This window comes from Lentilactobacillus otakiensis DSM 19908 = JCM 15040, assembly GCF_001434145.1.
GTDB lineage: Bacteria > Bacillota > Bacilli > Lactobacillales > Lactobacillaceae > Lentilactobacillus > Lentilactobacillus otakiensis.
This window is the reverse complement of sequence record NZ_AZED01000011.1, coordinates 389930-411519: the sequence shown is the minus strand read 5'-3', so window position 1 is coordinate 411519 and position 21590 is coordinate 389930. Positions and strand designations below refer to the sequence as shown.

Annotated in this window: 16 protein-coding genes; 7 read left to right on the top strand and 9 right to left on the bottom strand. The window is 44.0% G+C overall.

What is annotated here, in order from left to right:
• The first annotated feature begins 30 nt into the window (after positions 1 to 30).
• The 3 genes from FD05_RS05630 (at position 31) to FD05_RS05620 (ending at position 5882) form a co-directional block, all read left to right on the top strand.
• Positions 31 to 2001, top strand: coding sequence for a sugar MFS transporter (locus FD05_RS05630; RefSeq protein WP_039932535.1), 1971 nt, complete (start codon positions 31 to 33; stop codon positions 1999 to 2001).
• 33 nt (positions 2002 to 2034) lie between these two features.
• Complete coding sequence (locus FD05_RS05625) at positions 2035 to 4257, top strand: alpha-galactosidase (protein ID WP_020280571.1); 2223 nt, start codon at positions 2035 to 2037, stop codon at positions 4255 to 4257.
• A 143-nt stretch (positions 4258 to 4400) separates the two neighbouring features.
• On the top strand, positions 4401 to 5882 hold the full coding sequence (locus FD05_RS05620; RefSeq protein ID WP_020280572.1) for an MFS transporter: 1482 nt from the start codon (positions 4401 to 4403) through the stop codon (positions 5880 to 5882).
• 71 nt (positions 5883 to 5953) lie between these two features.
• On the opposite strand, the gene FD05_RS05615 is transcribed toward FD05_RS05620, so the two are convergent.
• Positions 5954 to 7798 carry a hypothetical protein gene (locus FD05_RS05615; protein WP_020280573.1) on the bottom strand — a complete coding sequence of 615 codons (1845 nt, stop codon included), beginning with the start codon at positions 7796 to 7798 and terminating at the stop codon, positions 5954 to 5956.
• Between the two features lie 82 nt (positions 7799 to 7880).
• Entirely contained in the window at positions 7881 to 8756 is an 876-nt protein-coding gene (locus tag FD05_RS05610; RefSeq protein WP_020280574.1) for a DegV family protein, read from the bottom strand.
• A 410-nt stretch (positions 8757 to 9166) separates the two neighbouring features.
• Here FD05_RS05610 and FD05_RS05605 point away from each other — a divergent pair, with 410 nt between their 5' ends.
• Both FD05_RS05605 and lepB read left to right on the top strand, forming a co-directional pair.
• Complete coding sequence (locus FD05_RS05605; protein WP_039932537.1) at positions 9167 to 10255, top strand: PTS sugar transporter subunit IIC; 1089 nt, start codon at positions 9167 to 9169, stop codon at positions 10253 to 10255.
• A 152-nt stretch (positions 10256 to 10407) separates the two neighbouring features.
• Positions 10408 to 11001: a signal peptidase I gene (gene lepB / locus FD05_RS05600; RefSeq protein WP_020280576.1), complete on the top strand. Its 594-nt coding sequence runs from the start codon at positions 10408 to 10410 to the stop codon at positions 10999 to 11001.
• 134 nt (positions 11002 to 11135) lie between these two features.
• Here the strand turns inward: lepB and FD05_RS05595 are convergent, their stop codons facing one another.
• From FD05_RS05595 to FD05_RS05585, 3 genes are all read right to left on the bottom strand, one after another.
• Positions 11136 to 11486, bottom strand: a complete 351-nt coding sequence (locus FD05_RS05595; protein WP_020280577.1) for a hypothetical protein — start codon at positions 11484 to 11486, stop codon at positions 11136 to 11138.
• A 163-nt stretch (positions 11487 to 11649) separates the two neighbouring features.
• On the bottom strand, positions 11650 to 14715 hold the full coding sequence (carB, locus tag FD05_RS05590) for a carbamoyl-phosphate synthase large subunit (RefSeq protein ID WP_020280578.1): 3066 nt from the start codon (positions 14713 to 14715) through the stop codon (positions 11650 to 11652).
• Positions 14715 to 15773: a carbamoyl phosphate synthase small subunit gene (locus tag FD05_RS05585; RefSeq protein ID WP_020280579.1), complete on the bottom strand. Its 1059-nt coding sequence runs from the start codon at positions 15771 to 15773 to the stop codon at positions 14715 to 14717. Before FD05_RS05585 ends, carB begins: the two co-directional genes overlap by 1 nt.
• Positions 15774 to 16337: 564 nt before the next feature.
• On the opposite strand from FD05_RS05585, the gene FD05_RS05580 reads away from it, so the two are divergent.
• Both FD05_RS05580 and FD05_RS05575 read left to right on the top strand, forming a co-directional pair.
• Positions 16338 to 17285: an aspartate carbamoyltransferase catalytic subunit gene (locus tag FD05_RS05580; protein ID WP_020280580.1), complete on the top strand. Its 948-nt coding sequence runs from the start codon at positions 16338 to 16340 to the stop codon at positions 17283 to 17285.
• A gap of 21 nt (positions 17286 to 17306) precedes the next feature.
• On the top strand, positions 17307 to 18578 hold the full coding sequence (locus FD05_RS05575) for a dihydroorotase (RefSeq protein WP_020280581.1): 1272 nt from the start codon (positions 17307 to 17309) through the stop codon (positions 18576 to 18578).
• A 64-nt stretch (positions 18579 to 18642) separates the two neighbouring features.
• Here FD05_RS05575 and FD05_RS05570 read toward each other — a convergent pair whose 3' ends face one another.
• From FD05_RS05570 to FD05_RS05555, 4 genes are all read right to left on the bottom strand, one after another.
• Complete coding sequence (locus FD05_RS05570; protein WP_020280582.1) at positions 18643 to 19194, bottom strand: NUDIX hydrolase; 552 nt, start codon at positions 19192 to 19194, stop codon at positions 18643 to 18645.
• A gap of 85 nt (positions 19195 to 19279) precedes the next feature.
• Positions 19280 to 19594 (bottom strand): DMT family transporter, encoded by a 315-nt coding sequence (locus FD05_RS05565; protein ID WP_020280583.1) that lies wholly within the window; start codon positions 19592 to 19594, stop codon positions 19280 to 19282.
• 152 nt (positions 19595 to 19746) lie between these two features.
• A complete protein-coding gene (locus tag FD05_RS05560; protein WP_020280584.1) occupies positions 19747 to 20157 on the bottom strand; it encodes a type II toxin-antitoxin system HicB family antitoxin in 411 nt (136 codons plus the stop codon).
• A 260-nt stretch (positions 20158 to 20417) separates the two neighbouring features.
• Positions 20418 to 21584: a phosphoglycerate dehydrogenase gene (locus FD05_RS05555; protein WP_020280585.1), complete on the bottom strand. Its 1167-nt coding sequence runs from the start codon at positions 21582 to 21584 to the stop codon at positions 20418 to 20420.
• Positions 21585 to 21590 lie beyond the last annotated feature (6 nt).

Below are 21590 nucleotides of genomic sequence, written 5' to 3'. Positions count from 1 at the left end.
TTTAAAATTAATTTTTGGAGGCTTACATTTATGGCAAGTAATAGCAGTGTTACTACTGGTCGCAGAATTACTTCACGACTGTCGTACTCCTTTGGTGCGTTCGGTCATGACATGTTCTATGCGACATTATCCACATACTTTATTATGTTTGTCACCTCGCATTTGTTCGATAAGAGTGCTGGTGGACAAAATGATAAGATGATCTTTTATATCACTACGATTATTTCGCTTTTACGGTTTGTCGAATTAGCGATTGATCCATTTATTGGAAACACAATTGATAATACTGAAACCAAGTGGGGTCATTTTAAGCCTTGGATCCTTGCTGGTGGTACTATCGGTTCAATTACGTTAGCTATTTTATTCACTAACATGGGTGGTTTGAACCAATCCAACCCATTGCTTTACCTCTTAATCTTTGGTGTTTTGTATATCACCATGGATATCTTCTATTCATTTAAGGATGTTGGTTTCTGGTCAATGATCCCAGCCATTTCGTTTGATTCGGCAGAACGTGAAAAGACGGCTACCTTTGCCCGGGTTGGATCTAACATTGGTGCCAACATTGTTGGTGTTATCGTGATGCCATTGGTTGTCTTCTTCTCAGTCAATGCTAATCATGGCCAAGGTGACATGCGTGGCTGGTTTGCATTTGGTGCCATCATTGGGTTGATTTCCTGGTTATCAGCTGTGGTGGTTGCCATGGGAACCAAAGAAAATGATTCATTACTTCGGAAAAACACTGAGAAGACCCGGATGCGTGATGTGTTCAAGGTGTTGGGCAGAAACGACCAGTTGATGTGGTTATCATTAACTTATGGTCTGTACACTTCAGGAATTGCGATCACTAACTCACTTGAACTGTACTACTTCACTTACATTATGGGTAAGCCAGGCGAGTTCTCCGTATTGGCTTCATTGAACATGGTCATCGGAATCATTTCAGTTCTTTTATTCCCACCATTGGCTCAAAAATACAGTCGTCGAAACGTTTTCTTCCTATCTGTTGGGATCATGGCAATCTCACTGATCCTGTTCACATTTGCAGGGACCTCATTGCCACTTGTATTGCTTGCCGCAATTCTCTTCTATATTCCACAACCACTGATCTTCTTAGTTGTTTTGATGATCTTGAGTGATTCAGTTGAATACGGCCAGTTGAAGTTTGGTCACCGTGACGAATCACTAACCTTAGCTGTTCGGCCACTGCTTGATAAATTAGGTGGGGCGCTTTCCAACTGGGTTGTTGGTATCGCTGCTGTGCTTGCAGGAATGACTGCCGGCGCAACTGCTGGAGACATTACCCCGCATGGCCAAATGATTTTCAAATTATTCATGTTTGGTGTTCCTGCATTACTCATCTTGAGTGGAACCTTCATTTTCTTCAAGAAGGTTACCTTGGATGAAAAGGAACATGCCAAGATCGTTGATGAGCTTGAAAAGACTTGGAACGAGCATTTGGAAACCAATGGTGAAGAATCAATGGCTGACATTGTTAAAGATGTTGCCAAAGATACCACCTACACTGCTCCTATCAGCGGAACGATGATTGCTTTATCAGATGTTTCTGACAAGAACTTTGCTTCAGGAACTATGGGTAAAGGATTTGCCATCAAGCCATCAGATGGTAAGGTTTATGCCCCATTTGACGGAACTGTTGAAGCAACCTTCCCAACCCGTCATGCAATTGGTCTTCGTTCAGACAGCGGTATTTTAACGTTGATTCACATTGGAATTGGGACTGTTGAAATGCGTGGTACTGGATTTGTTCAATACGTTGATAAAGGGCAGCACGTTACCCAAGGTCAACAATTGATCGAATTCTGGGATCCAGCTATCAAGAAGGCCGGTCATGATGATACTGTCATGGTGGTTATTAACAACTACAAAGATATTAAAGACTTCAAGTATGTCACTGAATCAGGCGACGTTAACCATGGAGATGACTTGCTGACATTGTCCAAGCCTGAAGAAAAATCAGATGATACTGATCAGAAATAACGCTTAACAAAAACTGAAAAGGGATTGATAAACGTGGCAATTAGAATTGAAGATCAAAATCTTCTGTTTCATTTACAGACGGACCATACCAGCTACATCTTTCAAGTGATGGAAAACGGTGAACTTGGCCAGGTGTATTACGGCAAACGAGTTCATTCCAAGTCGTCATATGATAACCTGACGACCAGAGAATGGCATAACGCATCTGTTGCATTAAGCCTTCAGCAAAACGATTTTCAGCTGCAGACCATTAAGCAGGAATATGCCAGCCTGGGGAAAGGTGATTTCCGCTATCCTGCTTATCAAGTAACCCAAGCGAACGGCAGCCGGATTACTGAATTTAAGTATGAAAGTTACGAATTGGTTGACGGCAAGCGGCGACTAGCTGGACTGCCTTCAACGTTCGATGATGATAATGATGATGCCCAGACGTTGACCATCTCACTCAGAGATAAATTGTTGGGTTTAGTGCTTCATCTGAACTACACGATTTTTCCACATCAAGATGTGATTATCCGCAGTGCCGAGTTCCAGAACCAGGGCAATGAAAAATTAACCTTGAATTCCGCCGCCAGTGCTCAACTGGATTTGCCGGATGCTGATTATGATTTCATTCAATTCTCTGGGGCTTGGTCACGGGAACGACACATGATTAGAACTCATCTGCGTTCAGGCGTTCAAAGCATCAGTAGCCTGCGGGGGACTTCCAGTCACCAGCAGAATCCATTTATGATGTTGGCTCGTCCTAATACAGATGACGCCAGCGGCTCAGTCTTTGGCTTCAACTTGGTATACTCGGGTAATTTTGCCGATCAAATTCAAGTCGACCAGTATGATACCAGTCGGGTGATTGTGGGGATTAATCCAGCCGAATTTGCCTGGAACCTCAAGCCTGGTGATAAGTTTCAGACACCGGAAGCCGTTTTGAGCTATACCGATGCCGGTATGAACCAGTTGAGCCAACAAATGGGTGCCTTCTACCAGAATCATCTGGTTAACCAACGATTTGCACATGAAGAACGGCCAACCCTGATTAACAATTGGGAAGCTACTTTCATGGACTTCGATGAAAATAAGCTGCTTGATTTTGCCAAAACCGCCAAGAAATTGGGACTGGAAATGTTCGTGCTGGACGATGGCTGGTTTGGTCATCGGAATGCGGATAATAGTTCCTTGGGTGATTGGTTTGTCAATCAGCCAAAATTCCCGAGCGGCTTTGATAAGTTTGCCAACCAAATTCATGAACTGGGATTAAAGTTCGGGTTGTGGTTTGAACCGGAAATGATTTCAATCGATAGCGAATTGTATAAAGAACATCCAGATTGGCTGATTAATGCGCCTGGGCGTCATGCGTCACCAGAACGTCGCCAATTTGTCCTCGACATGACCCGTCCAGAAGTGGTTGATTATCTCTTTGATGCCATGAGCAAGATCATTGATATGACTAAACTCGATTACATCAAGTGGGATATGAACCGCAATATCACCGAGACTTATAGCAGTAAGTTGAGTGCCGATGATCAACTGGAGATGCCGCATCGATACATTCTCGGAGTTTACCAACTTTATGATCGACTGGTCAAAGCCTATCCGGATGTCCTGTTTGAATCCTGCTCATCAGGTGGTGGTCGCTTTGACTTGGGGATGATGTATTATGCGCCTCAAGCTTGGACCAGCGATGATACCGATGCCGTGGAACGAATGCTGATTCAGTTTGGCACCTCGTATGGTTACCCGCAAATGATGATGGGTGCCCATGTCTCAGCTGTCCCAAATGATCAAGTTGGTCGGATCACTTCACTGAAGACTCGCGCCAACGTTGCCTACTTCGGTGATTTCGGTTACGAATTGGATATCACCAAGATGTCCTCTGAAGAACAGCAGCAAGTCAAAGAGCAGACGGCATTCTATAATGAGCACCGCAAGTTGTTCCAGTTCGGGAAATTTTATCGAATCGAGAATCCATTTAAAAACGGCAACGTCATGAGCTGGGAAGTCGTTAGCGACGACAAACAGCACGCGATCGCTGCTCGTTACCAAATCTTGAATCGACCACATACCGGTTATATTCGTTTATATATTAAAGGACTTGATCCGGACACTAAGTACACAGTGAATGGTGGCAGTGAACAGTTCTACGGCGATGAACTGATGAACGCCGGATTGTTTGTGAGTGACATTCTTCATGAAACCCACGGAACTGGTCAATCGGCTGACTTTAATTCGAAATTATTTGTGATTGATGCTGTTAAATAATGCCAAAACAAAACGTTTTCCAACGTATTTTAATTGCCGTTGGGAAACGTTTTTTGCGTGATTTTCAAAATCCTACCTTTCTTATTCAGCCATAAAAGTTGTAGTATAGAAAGAGTGACTTTTATAAGAAAGAGGAGAAGATCTTGTCTAAACGCGATATCATGATTGTGACTTGCGCACTGTTGCTGTCAAACGCAATGAGTGGACTGGACAACACAACCATCAATACTGCATTACCAGCAATTATATCCGATCTCCACGGAATTGAATTAATGGGGTGGATTGTTGCCGTTTTCCTGCTCGGGACTGCGGTCAGCACCCCTTTATGGAGTAAATTGGGAGAGCACATTGGCAACAAGCGCAGCTACCAGTTGGCCGCTACCTTGTTTGTGATTGGCTCATTTCTTCAAGGGATGGCACCCAATATTGTTTTCCTGATTCTTGCCAGAACATTGATGGGAATTGGGAATGGGGGAACCGTTTCCCTCCCGTATATCATCTATGCCAGGATGTACAAGAATCCACGGAAACGAATGCAGGTTCTCGGCTTCGTTTCGGCCAGTTATAGTATGGCAACGATCATTGGGCCACTAGTTGGTGGTTACATCGTTGATACCTTCAGTTGGCATTGGGTGTTCTATCTAAATGTGCCGATTGGCTTAATCTCAATTATTTTGGTTCAGATTTATTACAAGGTCAGTCATGAAACTCGCCAAACCCAAGCGGTTGATTATCGAGGTGCGATCATGATGACAATTGGTTTGGTCAGCTTGTTGGCAGGAATTGAAATGATCGGCAATGCCAGCTTGATCTTGGTTCTCGCTGTGATTGCATTTGCAATTATTATCTTAATCGTCATGGCGGTACTGGAAGAAAACGTTGATGATCCAATTATTCCTAGTCGATTGTTTAGAAATCTACCTTTGATGATTGATTTTGTTTTGTTCACTCTGATCTGGGGCGCCTTCATCGCGTTTCTGATTTATAGTCCGATGTGGGCGCAGGGATTATTGGCAACCTCCGCCTTGATTGGTGGGGCCACACAGATTCCAGGTGCTTTTACGGATTTTATTGGGTCGGAAGCCGTTGCGCCAATGCGGAATTTCCTCACCCCACAACGCGTGATTGCGGCGGGAATCGTCATGCTGATGATATCGTTTATTATCATGGTCGTTTCCGGTGTGCAAACACCTTACTGGGTATTGTTGATCGCCGGGGCATTTGAAGGCTTCGGTAATGGTGCCTGTTTCAATGAATTACAGGTCAAGGTTCAACAGGATGCTAATCCGACTGATATTCCGATCGCGACGTCTTTTAGTTTCCTAATCCGGATGCTCAGTCAGACTTTTACCGCATCGATTTTTGGAATTATCATGAATAATGCGCTCCGTGATGGGGTTAACAAGTCTGGTGGTTCGATTACGATGAAAATGATGAACGAATTGAGTGATGCCTCCAGTAGTGGTGCATTGCCGCATCACCTGTTACCGCAGATGCGGATGATTTTGTATAATGGACTCCATAATATCATGTGGCTGTCGTTAATCTTGATGATCATTTCCCTGCTGATTAATATTTGGGCACAAAAGTTGGAACATGACAAGTTTGCGAAACAAACCAGCTAAACACAACAAAAAAGTCGCCATCAAAAACCAATTCACAAACTGGTTTTCGATGGCGACTTTTTCATTTGAAACTATTTCTTGGCAGTCAATGAAGCATCCTTAAACGTCGAAAGTGAAACATTCGCCGTTGCCAGACCATTGTCGCCAATTGCTTCTGCCTTGAAACTGACTCGGTCGCCTTCAGCGATGAACTGAAGCAATGGGTTGAAGTTCTTGGCACTGGTATCAATCTTGTAAACCTGATTATTGTTCTTCAGGATAAACAGCAGGCTGTCATCCGTTCGAACGACTCGGTTGATGGTACCGTTAACGGTCTTACCGGTTGGAATAGTTGCCGTGACACCAGTCTTGGCTTCAACTCGTTGTTCGAAGAGAGCCAAGGTGCTTTGGGCATCATCACCAATCGCGTAAGTGCCGCTTTGGTTATTCCCATCAGCCAGCAGGTAAACGTATTTCATAAATGAGTTATTATCCCGATCAAGCATCGAAACAACCCAAGTTGGATCACCATTAATTCTGTACAGCAGTGGCAAAGTCCCACGGTAGTTCTGTGGGTTGATATCCTGTTGCGCATATGAGATTGCTCGCTCAGGTGTCATGACGTTACCATGCTCACGATAGTAATGAAGGGTATTGGTCCGAGCATCGACGAACGTGTAACCCAGAATTGAGCTCTGGTGTTCGTTCACACTGGTCATTCCAGTGAAGTAGTAGACCCGACCCTTGTAAGCATATGGTGTCAGCTTGTCGCCACCTTCAGTTCCGGCAGTTGTGGGCTTCATAACACCACTATGACCACCAAAGCTGGTTGCGTTCCAGAAACCGTGACGATAACGGCCAAATAATGAAACTTCCTGACTCACAAATTCAGGTGTAACGGCGATATCAACGAACTTTGGGACCTTCTTAGGTGTGTATACTTTAACTTTACCGGTAATCGTGTTTAAAACAGCGACCTTATAGTGGCTGTAATCATAATTCCGGTTAATGTAGGAAATTGGTTTGGCTAAAGTCCGAACATAGTAAGGTGTTCCGTTGTCGTCAATTTCCAGTTGAGCAGTAGCACCAACCATTGAATAACCCAAGCTGTGGGCACTGATTCGACGGTCAGCATCATTGTTGAAGTAGGCACTTGGCGTGTACTTCATCGGTTTGGCGACAAATTTTGGATCGGCATTCTTGTCAGTAGCATTGGTTCTAAAGTAACCGGGTACTTTCAAATAATGAATGTAACGCCAGAAGCCACCTGAGAATTCAACTGGGGCAACGTAAACCATCTTGCCCTTGTACATTTGAACTCGCATGTGATTCAAATCATACACGTTGGAGTTCTTGAAACTGTTCAGTGAGTTGTTCATATCAGTTGAAATGGTCTGCGGTGCGTTAACCACTGGCGTTTCGGCACTGTTCTTGATGACTGGCATTGGGGCACCTTTAGTGTCATCGTTCATATCCGTTTGGATGGATTGAACGGCCGGACGGGGATTCATCTGGGTTACCAGAGAAGTGATACTTCCCAGGATAATGAAGACAACCACAGCGAGGACGACGACCATGGCGATTTTACCCAACCAGCCAAAGGCACCTGTGAATCGCTGGACAATCTGACCAATGATCCCGTCACCAGCTTGAGACGTTCGTGCAACCTCAGCATTTGGTGAATACAGGAATCGACGTAAAGCAGCGACGACGATCATTCCGAAGATGAACCACATCAGCCAGCCATCGATTAAGGATGGGTAAGCGAGATCCGGTAGATTAAAGTACGTATTGACATAACTTACGATGAACAATAGCACGATGGCTAAAGTCCCGTATGTGCGACCCCGGCGGTCTGCAATAACCAGCAGCCAGATAAATGGAATCAGTAAACCTGACAGCTTAACCAGGGTGATAAGTGCAAAATAACTAAGCATGAAATTTCTCCCTTCAATACTGTAAACGAGTTTGGGTATTAAGGATATTATACCTTACTCAACGCCCAACGCCTAACCGCTTTCAAACCTGTAATTCAGGAACTTGCCTGCACCATAAAATGACAAAAGCGTTGGAGCCGATGTGCGTCCTGACGACTGGTCCAATTTGGCCGACTTGGAAGCTGGCATTTGGATATTTTGGTTTAATTGAATCGCACCATTTTTGGACAGCAGGTAAATTGTTGGTACCAGTCATCATGACGTGCACCGGATAATCCAGTTTTTGATACTGGGTGTTGAATTCATCATCCAGGTACTTGAGGGCCTTTTTCATGGTGCGGATCTTGCCAATAGCCACAATTTGGTGCTGATCATTCAATGTTAATAGTGGTTTGATTCGAAGCAGGCCCCCAGCAAATGCAGCAGCGTTGGTCAATCGGCCGCCAGTGACCAGATTCTTTAGGTCATCCACGACAAAATATTCATCGATGGTGGCGCGAATATTGTCCAGATTTTGGATGATTTCCGCCATTTCTTTGCCCTGATGAGCTAACATTGACGCATATTTTACCAGGTATCCGAGTGGCTCAATGGTAATGTGTGAATCATACACGTGGACTTTCGCGTTCGAATACCCGCGGACGACAGTCTTGAGATTGTTAACGAAGCCGGTAATTCCAGCGGTTAAATGAATGCTCAAAATTTCATCATAGCCTTCGTTTACTAAATCATCGTACACTTTCAGCATCTCCATCGGTGTCGGTGGAGCAGTGGTTGGTAGTTTCTTCGCCTTTGTCAGCGCAGTGTAAAATTGATCATTGGTGATATCAATGCCCTCACGATAGGTCGTGCCATTCATGTTGACAACAATTGGGACGACCGTCACGTTGCCCATCCGGTTGACCTCGTCTTTAGAAAGACTGGCTGTGCTATCAGTGACGATTGCGATTTTGCTCATGGTTTCATCTCCAGATCTTTCTTATTATTAAATCGATTATAGCATATAGTGCGGTAGGCCATGCTGTATCTGGTAATGGGGTGGTAAGTCTGGCCAATTAGATTCCACCATTATGATAGAAATCTCATTTAAAAACGACGAAGAATGAGAATTAATCTGGAAATAAAAAATATTCATTGTTGATAATTCAAGAAGGTCGTCTTAATCTGTCTAACTAAGATTAACCACTGCACTGATAGCATGCTACCGCTTACTTAAAAAGTGGCATATGGAATTAAATACTTATCTCAAAATTCTTTTGTAAAATGGGTGTTGACATCTTCGCGTAACGATGTTTAAATGATAACAATTTCATTTTTATCATTTTGTTCTCATGCAATTATAATTATAGAAAAAGCGAGGTAATGCCAATGGATACAGAAGCAAATAAGCCAGCTGAAAAGCTGACGGTCAAAGATTACGTATACTTAGTTTCAGCAGGGGTTTCAAACGCCGTCCTAGTTATGTTAGGGGTCGGCCTTTTAACCCAAACCATTGCCAACTTCGTGAATTGGCCACAATTACATCAGGTCGGGGCAATTGCCCAATGGTTACTGGCGCCAGCATTCGGTGCCGCTGTTGCATCTCAATTAAAAACCAACACACTGGTCCTGTTTAGTTCCATGATCGCCTCAACCGTTGGTGCCAACGCCGTTTACTTCATTTCATCCGGCGTTCACGCAGCAACCGCTACTGGTAACCAAATGGCACAAGCAGCCGGAACCGGTGTCTTTACAACTGGTCAACCTATTAGTGCCGTTGCCGCTGGATTAATCGCTGCCTTAGTTGGTAAGTATTTAACTGGTAAGACGCCACTTGATATGATGTTAGTACCACTTGCTTCAACTTTAGTTGGTTCAATCGCCGGCTTAGGACTCGCAAGTGTCACCACGCCAGCGCTTAACTGGCTGAGTGCGTTCATCGCTCAATCAATGCAAGTTAACCCTGTTCTTGGTTCAATGGCCGTTGCCTTAGCTTGGTCACTCTTCTTGATGACGCCAGCATCGTCAGCTGCCTTGGCTGTTGCCGTTATGCTTGATCCATTGTCATCAGGGGCCGCATTGATCGGAACCACTGCCCAATTCGTAGGGTTCACGGTTATCTCATGGCGTCAAAATAACATTGGTGCCAACATTGCTCAAGGCTTCATCACACCAAAGGTTCAATTCCCGAACTTACTAGCAAATCCACGGCTGGCAATTCCTTCAATGACTGCCGCTGTGGTGGCTGCACCAATTGCAACCATGTTCTTTGGTTTCAAGGTACCATACACATTAGGTGGACTGGGCTTGAACTCATTCATCGCCCCACTTAACTTGGCATCAACCAACATGAACATGTTCGTTGCATACTTGGCAATGGGAATCGTTGTTCCAGCTATCATCTCAGTTGTGCTTTACAGAGTTCTTCTCGGCATGCACTGGGTTAAGGATCAACAACTGCATCTTGAAATCGTTTAGTTAATTATTACCTATATTAGTAATATAAAATCAATAACAAATGGAAGCCCTGGAGCTGGATTGCTCTGGGGCTTCTATTTTTGTACGTTGAAAATTGTGATCAAGAGGCATACACTTGTAGGCATGCTAAGTACAGACAATAGGAGGAAAAGATGAAAATTATCAAAAGTATCTTCAGCTGGATCCTGCCAATTGCGATTGGGCTGGGACTGGCACTGTTCCTCAAGACTTATATTATTTCACCGGTTCGAGTAGATGGGGATTCGATGATGCCCAATTTGCAGAATAACGAACACGTGGTGATTTTAAAAACCAGGCCAATCAAACGGCTGTCCGTGGTAGTGTTCAACGCATACAAATTGGCACCGGACACTCAGCCGAACACCGACTTTGTCAAGCGGGTGATTGGCGTGCCTGGCGATAAGATTGTTTATACGAAGACGGGTCACTTGTACGTGAATGGCAAGTACATTCAGCAGCCATTCATTTCCCACCAGCAGCAGACGACCGGAACTTTGAGTAATGTTGACGACAATGGTTTTAACCTGTCGATTCTCTCTAAGAAATGGCGTAAGGGCCAGCAAAACGCCGTGGTTCCTAAGGGCGAATACTTTGTCATGGGTGACAATCGAAATATCTCCTACGATAGTCGTTACTGGGGATTTGTGCCGAAATCGCACATGGAAGGCGTGGTGTACACGTTCCCGTGGGATTCGAAACGTGATGAGATTAATTCATATGCGTAATAAGGAGTGTGGCGAAAGGCGGTTATGCATAGGAAGCAGCCTTTCGGAACACGTTCTGGCTGTATAATAGCAAAAATGCAAAAGGGCTGTGAACAAAACGCAAGTTTTGTCACAGCTCTTTTTATTTGGATCACTTACTTGCCATTCAACTCACGGACTTGATCAATCAAGCCCAGAAATTCATTGGCTGCAGCACGGTAATCTTCAATGTTATCCCCGTATTCTTCATTGAAGCCTTCCAAACCACCAGCAACGAAGGCATATTCATAATCATATACTTTCTCATAGGCTGCGGTGAATTTTTGTAGTAGATCGTGGTGTTTGCCATCCAGCTGTAAGGCCATTTGAACCACGCGCACGTCAGTGTAACCCAGCTCGAACTGAATTGCCCAAGCTCGGATGAAGTCGTGCTGCGCCTCGATGTGGGCAAAGTGGTGCTGTGTATTCCAAGTTAATCGATCCAATGATTTGATAACGTCTAACATGTTATTACCTCCCCTAAAACAACAACAATCTATTAATCAGATTCATTGAACCGCGTTTTTGAGAGAAGGGCAAGTGATTCGACTTGGACCAAAAGTTGGACAAAACAAACAAGCACCCTCGGAGAATTCCACTCCAAGGGTGCTTGTCATTTCTAAAACGATTTTACTTAATCAATTGTGGTTGAAACACACCCATCACCGTATCTTGTGCAGTAAAGACTGGTACTTGATGGCTCAAGGCATTTGCAACCAACTGTTTTTGATCTGCTGTTTCGTCTTCTGAACTTAGGACGAAGGCGAGATCAGTTGGCCATTCCATTCCTTCGTGGTAGGTTTGAATACCGAAGCCACTCTCTTTTAATTGGCCAACCAAGCTGGCATTGTTGGCGTCAAATTCTGATAGCAGGACATCGCCACTCAAGTGATTTGTATCGATGTGGTAACTGTCGAACAGTGCGTTATGCAAAGCTTCCTGCAGGTTATCACCGGCACCGATGTCTTCACCAGTTGACTTCATTTCTGGACTCAACGCGGTTGGGGCACCCGGTAATTTGGCGAATGAGAAGACTGGCGCTTTAACATAAACCTTGGTTGGTTCTGGATGCAGACCAGGCTTTAAGCCGATCTCAGCCAATGATTTACCTAAGATTAACTGAGTTGCCAGCTGTGCCAAATGCAATTTCACGATTTTACTCATGAATGGCACAGTTCTGGAAGCCCGTGGGTTCACTTCGATAACGTATACTTCATCTGCGACAATGAATTGAATGTTCATCATGCCGACAGCGTGAACTTGTTTACCAATCTTAGTAGCGATGGCCACGATTTTTTCTTTCTGATCATCGGTCAGTGTCTGTGGTGGATACATGGCAATCGAGTCACCTGAATGAATCCCGGCACCTTCAAGATGTTCCATGATTCCAGGGACAAAGACTTCATTGCCATCACTGAGAATGTCGACTTCACATTCAGTTCCAGGGATGTATTGGTCAATCAGAATTGGTTCACCGTGACTGTTTTTAAGGGCAGGGATGAGGTATTCATTTAACTCATCATCGTTGTGAACAACCGCCATACCTTTACCACCGAGGACGAAACTTGGACGAACTAAGACTGGGTAACCCAGTTTGTTGGCAATTTCCAAGGCTTCTGGTGCGTTGGTTGCGGTGTTACCCTTTGGATGGGCAATATTTTGGTCGATTAACAGGTCTTCAAATTGGTGACGATCTTCGGTTTGTTCGATTCCGTGAAGGGAAGTTCCGAGGATTGAAACACCATGCTTGGTCAAATCTTCAGTCAGGTTGATGGCAGTTTGGCCGCCAAATTCAACGATGACGCCGATTGGCTGTTCCAAGTTGATGATGTTCATGACACTGTCGATCGTTAATGGTTCGAAGTACAACTTGTCAGAAATTGAAAAGTCGGTTGAAACGGTTTCTGGGTTATTGTTGATAATAATGGCATTGTATCCCGCAGCTTGAATCGCTTTGACACAGTGAACGGTTGCGTAATCGAATTCAACCCCTTGGCCGATTCGGATCGGGCCGGCACCGATAACTACGATGCTGTTGCCGAGTGGCTTACTCTCATTCTCATTACCAACTGTACTATAGTAGTAAGGCGTTGTGCTTTCGAATTCGGCGGCACAAGTATCAACCATCTTATAAACCAGATGTTGATCTTCCATCTTATCTAATTTAACTAATTCATCGTCAGTGGCGTGATGGATAGCTTTGATCATGGTATCGTTGAAGCCTAATTTACGAGCTTTCAAAACCATATCAGCACTGAGCAAACCGTCAGTCATCTGTTGTTGCATCTTGATGATGTTTTCGAGTTTGGATAAGAAATACATATCGATTTGAGTTGAACGATTGATTTGTTGAATAGTTGCACCTTTACCAATGGCGGCAAAGATTTCAAATAGACGATAATCAGTTGGTGTTTTGATCTTTTCAAGCAGGTCACCCATCGACATGTTTCGAGTATAAGTTGGAATCAGGTCGGTTTGCGCTTGTTGATCAAGTTCCAATGATTGAACTGCCTTAAGTAGCGACTCTTCAATGGTACTGCCGATTGCCATGACTTCTCCGGTGGCTTTCATCTGGGTTCCTAGTTTGCGATCTGCGTTTGTGAATTTATCGAAGGCAAAACGTGGGATCTTCGCAACGACGTAATCCAGAGCTGGTTCGAACATCGCAAACGTGGTTTGCGTTATTGGGTTCATGATTTCATCGAGGTTCAAACCAACCGCAATCTTAGCGGCAATCTTAGCGATTGGGTAACCAGTTGCTTTTGATGCCAAGGCTGATGAACGGCTGACACGTGGGTTGACTTCAATGACGTAGTAAGCTTCACTGTTCGGATCTTGAGCTAACTGAACATTGCAGCCGCCTTCGATCTTGAGGGCGTTGACGATGGTCAAGGAGGCGTCACGAAGTCGTTGATATTCCTTGTCGGTCAACGTTTGAGTTGGGGCAAAAACAATTGAGTCGCCGGTATGAATACCCACGGGGTCGAAGTTTTCCATTCCAGTCACGATGATTGAACTGCCATGATGATCACGCATGACTTCAAATTCAATTTCTTTGAAGCCGGCAATACTCTTTTCAACCAAACACTCGGTTGAAGGAGACATTGTTAAGCCACGGTTCAAAATGGTCTTCATTTCATCGTCATTGTGGGCAATCCCGCCACCAGTACCACCTAACGTGTATGCAGGACGAATGATAACCGGGTAGTCGATTTGGTGAGCAAAATCTATACCGTCTTGGAGGTCATAAACGGTCTTTGAATCAGGGATTGGCTGATGTAATTCTTGCATCAAGTCCTTGAATTTTTCACGGTCTTCGGCTTCGTTGATGGTCTGTAAGCTGGTACCCAGCAATTCAATTCCAAGTTCATCCAAGATACCGTCTTTACTGAGTTCAACGGCGAGGTTCAAACCAGTTTGGCCGCCTAAAGTTGGTAAGATGGCATCGGGATGTTCCTTTTTGATGATTTTCTTAAGGCTTGGAACCGTCAGTGGGTCCAAGTAAACTTTGTCGGCAATTTCGTCATCAGTCATGATGGTGGCTGGGTTGGAGTTCACCAAAATTACTGAGTAACCTTCTTCACGGAGACTTAAGCACGCCTGGCTGCCGGCGTAATCAAATTCTGCGGCTTGGCCAATGACTATTGGACCTGAGCCGATGATCAATACTTTTTTAATATCTTCTCTTTTTGGCATTAATGAACCCCTCCGTTTACGTGCATCATTTCGATAAAGTCGTCAAACAATTTGGTTGCATCGTGTGGGCCAGGTGCAGCTTCTGGATGGTATTGAACTGAGAATACCGGACGTCCAGGATAGCGCAGGCCTTCACACGTTTGGTCGTTGACTTCCAGTGCAGTTACCTCGAGTGGCGTGTCTTTAACGGAGTCAACATCCACCGCGTAACCATGGTTTTGTGAGGTGATGTAAATATCACCGGTAATTAAATTCTTAACTGGATGGTTGATTCCACGGTGACCAAACGTCATCTTGTAAGTTTTGGCGCCGTTAGCCAAAGCCAGAAGTTGATGTCCAAGGCAAATTCCGAATAGTGGGAAGTTGTCTTGAAGCTTTTGGATGACTGGCACAAAGTCGGAATAGTCGGTTGGATCGCCAGGGCCATTTGAAAGCAAAACGCCGGTTGGATGTAAGTTGACAATATCTTCAAATGTCGATTCAGGTGTTACGACAGTGACGTCTACGCCCGGACGCTGTAGTGACTTGACGATGTTATCTTTGACACCGAAGTCAACGACTACAACATGTTCAACATCTTTGGCGTCGCCAGCGGACAATGTAGCTGATTTGATGATTGATGCTTGGCGGTCTGCTTCTGGTTTCTCAACGATTGGTTGATTGGTCAGGCTGGCCTTCATTGTACCGTAGCGGCGAATAATCTTGGTTAACTGTCGGGTGTCAATCCCGCTGATTGCTGGAACCTTTGACTGCTTTAAGAAAGCATCGAGGCTGATAACGCTTTGGTAGTGAAATACTTGATCGGTCATTTCCTTAACGATGACCGCTGCTGCTTGAACGGTGTCTGATTGGTTGGTGCCCAGTGAAATTCCATAGTTGCCAATCAATGGATAGGTGAAGCTGATGATTTGATCCTTGTACGATGGATCGGTCAATGTTTCCTGATAGCCGGTCATGCTGGTGGTAAAGACAAGTTCACCGTCAATTTCGGCGCCTAAATCTCCACATGCTTCCCCGACGAAAACATCGCCATTTTCTAGAGTTAGATATTTTTTCATGTCCGAACCTCCTCAATTTGTTCCTCACAACGTCGTGACATTTACAGTTAACGCTTTTGATTATTTAAGATAGAAGTATTTTGGGTAAATGTCAAGCGAAAATATGCAATATTTGACGATATTCGGATAAATATGTACAAATAAAATACAATATGTATATTTATTAAATAACGACAAATGGCTTAAAATACCGCCCTTATAGATAAGTTAGTCGTCACTTTTAAATATATTCGAATTCTTGGATAAATAATCATTTTCAAAATTAATTTCACAAATAGACTTGTTTTTTGTCTCAAAATAGAATATGATTCTAAGTAATCAAACAGAACCTTTAACATTAACCCCGTGAGGTTAAGAAGGTATGGCGAATCTTGAGGACTACTCAGGGCTAACTAAAACCTCTTTACCGAACTCGGTGAAGAGGTTTTTTGTTACATATCACTTATTCTTATTGACGATTTAACTGTTCCCGTGAGAGCAAAACGTCCTGGAATGTGGTTCCCTACACATAAGGAGCGCTTTGCGAACATGGCAAGGCGCTTTTAATTTTAGGAGGAAATCACAATGATGCAGATTACTAAACCGGTAAGTTTCGAAAATGTTGTAAGTATGGAAGACCTTTCAACCGAAGATGTTTTATCATTTATCCATGAAGCACAGGATTTCAAGACCGGAAAGCAGATTGAGTTAAAACGGCCAGTATATGCCGCCAACCTTTTCTTTGAAAGCAGCACAAGGACCCACACCAGCTTTGAAATGGCTGAACGTAAATTAGGACTTCAAGTTGTCAACTTTGATCCTTCAAACAGTTCATTAAGCAAGGGTGAATCAATGAGTGACACGGTTAAGACATTCCAAGCAATAGGCGTTGACTTGGTTGCCATCCGTGATAAGAAGAATGAATACTACAAAGACTTAATCGCTGATCCAAACGTTCACGTTGGAATTGCTAACGGGGGCGACGGTTCAGGACAACATCCATCACAATCATTACTTGATATGATGACTATATATGAAGAGTTTGGTCATTTTGAAGGTTTGAAAGTTGCCATTGTTGGTGACTTGACTCATTCACGAGTTGCTCGTTCAAACATGGAAGTTTTGACCATGCTTGGTGCCCATGTCTACTTTGGCGGACCAAAGAAATGGTACACAGAAGAATTTGCCAAGTACGGCGAATGGATGCCAATCGATGATTTAGTAGAAGAAATGGACGTTATGATGTTCCTGCGGGTTCAACACGAACGAATCGCTGATGATGAAAACGGCAGTTTCTCAGCTGAAAAGTACCACGCTCAATATGGTTTGACTGCAGAACGTGAATCAAGAATGCCACAACGTTCAATCATCATGCATCCAGCTCCAGTTAACCGCGGTGTTGAAATCGCTGACGAATTGGTTGAATGCGACAAATCACGCATCTTCGAACAAATGCACAATGGTGTCTTTGTCCGCATGGCAATCATGACCAGCATGCTTCGCAACCGCGACCTTATCAAGGAAGAATATTAATCACGAGGAGAATGTTAACTGATGAAACGCATAATTGCTAACGGACAGGTACTTGATCAGGGAGAATTAGTTAAACGCGATATTTTAATTGAGAACGGTAATGTTGCAGAAATTGCACCATCAATTCCAGCCGATGGGGTTGATGAAGTGATTGATGCCAAGGGGAACTTTGTCAGTTCCGGGTTGATCGATGTGCATGTGCATTACCGTCAACCAGGACAGGAGCAAAAAGAAACCATCAAAACTGGCAGTATGGCTGCAGCCCATGGTGGATTTACCACCGTGTGTGCAATGCCAAATGTGACCCCCGCACCAGACTCGGTTAATAATATAGAAGCTTTAATTAAATTGAACCATACTGATGGTGTTGTTCATATTAAGCAATATGCGACAATCACGACTAATCGTGGTGGTGATGAATTAGTTGATTTTAAAGCTCTCAAGGATGCCGGCGCCTTTGCATTTAGTAACGATGGCAACGGAATTCAAAAGAGCAGCACCATGTATGAAGCAATGCAACAAGCTGCCAAGCTCAATATGGCCATTGTTGAACATGTTCAAGATGATGCGCTGACTTACGGTGGTGTTTTGAATGGTGGAGCTGCCAAGCGCCTGGGGATGAAAGAAATGCCTTGGGTCAGTGAGACTGCTCAAGTTGCCAGAGATGTCATCCTTGCTGAAGCAACTGGCGTGCACTACCATGTGTGCCATGCTTCATCTAAACATACCGTGAACGTGATCCGAGCTGCTAAACAGGCCGGCATTAACGTTACCGCGGAAGTATCGCCTCACCATCTGCTTTTGTCAGATGCAAACATAAAAGAAGACAATTCAATGTACAAAATGAACCCACCTTTGCGCGGAGAGGATGATCGGCAAGCATTGATCGAAGGCTTGCTTGATGGCACCATTGATATGATTGCCACTGATCATGCCCCGCACACCAAGGCAGATAAGGACCAGTCAATTGCCACGGCATCCTTTGGAATTACTGGCAGTGAAACGGCATTTAGTATGCTGTATACCAGATTTGTGAAGACTGGCCGGTTCACATTGTCTCAGTTAATTAATTGGATGACCAAGCAACCGGCATCTGTCTTTAATATGAAGGGTGCAGGCACGTTGGCGGCCGGTCAGCCGGCTGATATTGCGATCTTCGATTTGAAAGACGAACACGAAATCAAGGAAAGCGACTATTTATCCAAGGGTAAGAATTCACCATTTACGGGTGAAACCGTGTATGGCGGCACTGTGATGACTTTAGTTGATGGTGAAATCGTTTATCAGAAATAAGAATATAAAATGAAAAAGCTGCAGTTCATCGAGACTCCTAACTCGATGGACTGCAGCTTTGTTGTTATTTGAGAAACATCATGTAATAGCCGACGGACGAAACCGCTTGAGCTGTGTTGACTTTACCAGCCTTGATCCAATCAACGACTTGTGTGAGAGGCACCAGTTCACTATTCACGAATTCGTCTTTATCAAAATGGCGTTCAACGCGTTCACTGAGATCAAATTTAATCAACATCAGGTCCGCAAATTGGTCCATGAAGCCTTCAGACGATGTGATTCGGGTCATTTTAGTCACCGATTTGGCAACATACCCGGTTTCTTCACGCAACTCTCGAGCAGCTGCCTGTTCACTGGTTTCACCAGGATTAACAATTCCAGCGGGCAATGAAACCGAGTCACCATTCACACCAGCCCGATATTCACTGCTCATGACAACCTGGTCATCTGAAGAGATCGCTAGAATGGTAATTGTGGGATCGGTTTTAATGAGATCCCGTTCAACTTTCAGCCCGTCCGGGGTTTGAATGTGTAATTGATCAACGGCGAAAACGCGACCGGTGTAAACATTTTTACGGTCGAGAATTTTTCCGGGTTGATGCCATGTTTTGAACAATTGATTATCTCCTTTGATGAAGCAAACGCTTTGTGTTACCTCATTTATATTATATCTGGGGTCATCACCAAGTCAAAAGTATTCGTTAACTAGTCATCTTGATCCCAACGATACTAACCAGCAACAGTATCACAAATCCCCAAGTGATCGGTGAAATTTTGTCACCAAATAAAATGATTCCGGCAATCACGGTTCCCACGGCGCCAATTCCCGTCCACACTGGATAGGCAATACTCAAAGGCAATGTTTTCGTGGCGTGGGCAAGCAAAAAGAAGCTGATCAGCATGCCGACGATTGTGACGATTGATGGCATCAAGTTGGTGAATCCATGACTGTATTTCATAGCAGTGGCCCATACAACCTCAAAAATTCCTGCAATCACTAAAAATACCCAATTCATAAAAATCCTCCTAAAGAAAAAGGGCACCCCTTGCAATTCCTTCTATGACCTAACGGAATTGTAAAAAGTACCTAAAGTTGCTGCCCGGTGGCAGTCGAATATCAAGTTGCTATTAGTGTAGCACACTTAAATTTGAAAGTGAATTTGTGACTCTATTTTTTGACGCCCAGTTTCTTCTCCAATGCCTTTGTTAGCAGTTGAGAAAAATTCAAATTGGATTCGATTCCTTTTTCATTTAGATAATTTGGGATGTTGACGGTTTTTTTGACAGGATGCGAGTCGTGTTGGCGTCGATAGGCACTCACATTCACATCCACCAAAGTTGCCAATTCATCTGGCTCAGTTTTAGGCAAATCATAGACTGATTCAGGGACTGGATCGCCATCGTCCATTAAATCCATTACTTTGAGGCCAATGAAATCGCGGCCCATTTCAATTGAATTCTCAATGGATGTCCCTTGTGTGTAACCATTTAATGCTGGAATTTTAACAAGGTAGGGAACCTCCTTATCTTTGGGATCCTTGGTAATAATGATTGGATAGACAATTTTTGTATCTTTCATAATAACCTCCAAATGTCTGCTCATTGCAATTTATGCTTCCGGATCAGATCTCGGGCAAGAAATTCGTTGATGTTGGGGTGCCTTGGAATGACTTGCATTTATTTTATACGTGCATTATACGTAGGTCAAGCAATCATCTTGATTATGAAACAAGCAAAATGATGATCTATAGTATTAATTACGCGGAAAGTGCTTAAATTATCTGTCACCACACAAAAAAGTGGCCGACATTCGCCAGTCACTCTTTCTAAATATTAAATTTACTTCTGCAAAACTCGTACTCGATACACTGCATCAATCTTACTCAATCGGTCAACCAATTTGTGGGCTTCCTCGTTCTTCAAATCATCCAAGTCAACGATGGTATAAGCAACGTCCATACGAGCAGCGTTACTCATACTCTCGATGTTAATGTCGGCGTCTGCCAGCAAAGTGGCAATTTGACCAACCATGTTTGGGATGTTTTGATGAATTAATGTCAAACGATAAGGCGTGGTAAATGGCACTTGAAGGTTGGGCAGGTTTACTGAATTCTTGATATTTCCGGTTTCCAAATAGGTCATGATCGTATCCGCACCTTGAGTGGCACCATTTGCCTCGGCTTCCAAGGTTGAGCCGCCGATGTGAGGGGTAACGACCACATCATCACGGTTCAACAAGATATTTTCACCAAAATCAGTATAGTAGGTTCGAATCTTCCGAGCGTCTAAATACTCGACTGCGGCATCATTATCAACAATGCCATCACGCGAATAGTTAAACAGCTTGACCCCGTCTTTCATAATTTCCATTTGTTCAGGACCGATTAAACCAGTCGTTTCTTCGTTCTTGGGTACGTGAACCGTCACGTAATCAGCTTTTTGGAGGGCCTCACCAAGGGTTGCTGCCCGGGTAATGGTGGTTGAAATGTGCCATGCAGCATCGGCTGATAAATAGGGATCGTAGCCAATGACTTTCATGCCAAGAGCACTGGCAGCATTGGCAACCAATGAGCCAACATGGCCGACACCGATGACAGCTAAAGTTCTGCCTGTCAGTTCTGTCCCTTTAAACTTAGTCTTGTCCTTTTCAGTTCGCAGAGAAATGTCCGCTCCGCTGTTGTGAGCGGCATAATCGGCTGCGGCAAATAAATTTCTTGATGATGCGATTAATAATGCAATGATCAATTCCTTAACCGCGTTGGCGTTACTGCCGGGGGTGTTAAAGACAGCAGTTCCATTCTGAGTGGCCTGTTCCAAAGGAATGTTGTTAAAGCCAGCACCGGCACGGGCAATGACCTTCAGACTCTTTGGAAATTTCTGCTCATGGAGATTGACCGAGCGAATCAGATAAGCGTCGGCATCGTCAGTTTTGTTAATTTGATAGTTGTCAGTGAACCGATCTAAACCGGCCTGGGCAATGGCATTGTATGTTTTTACTTGATACATGTGAGT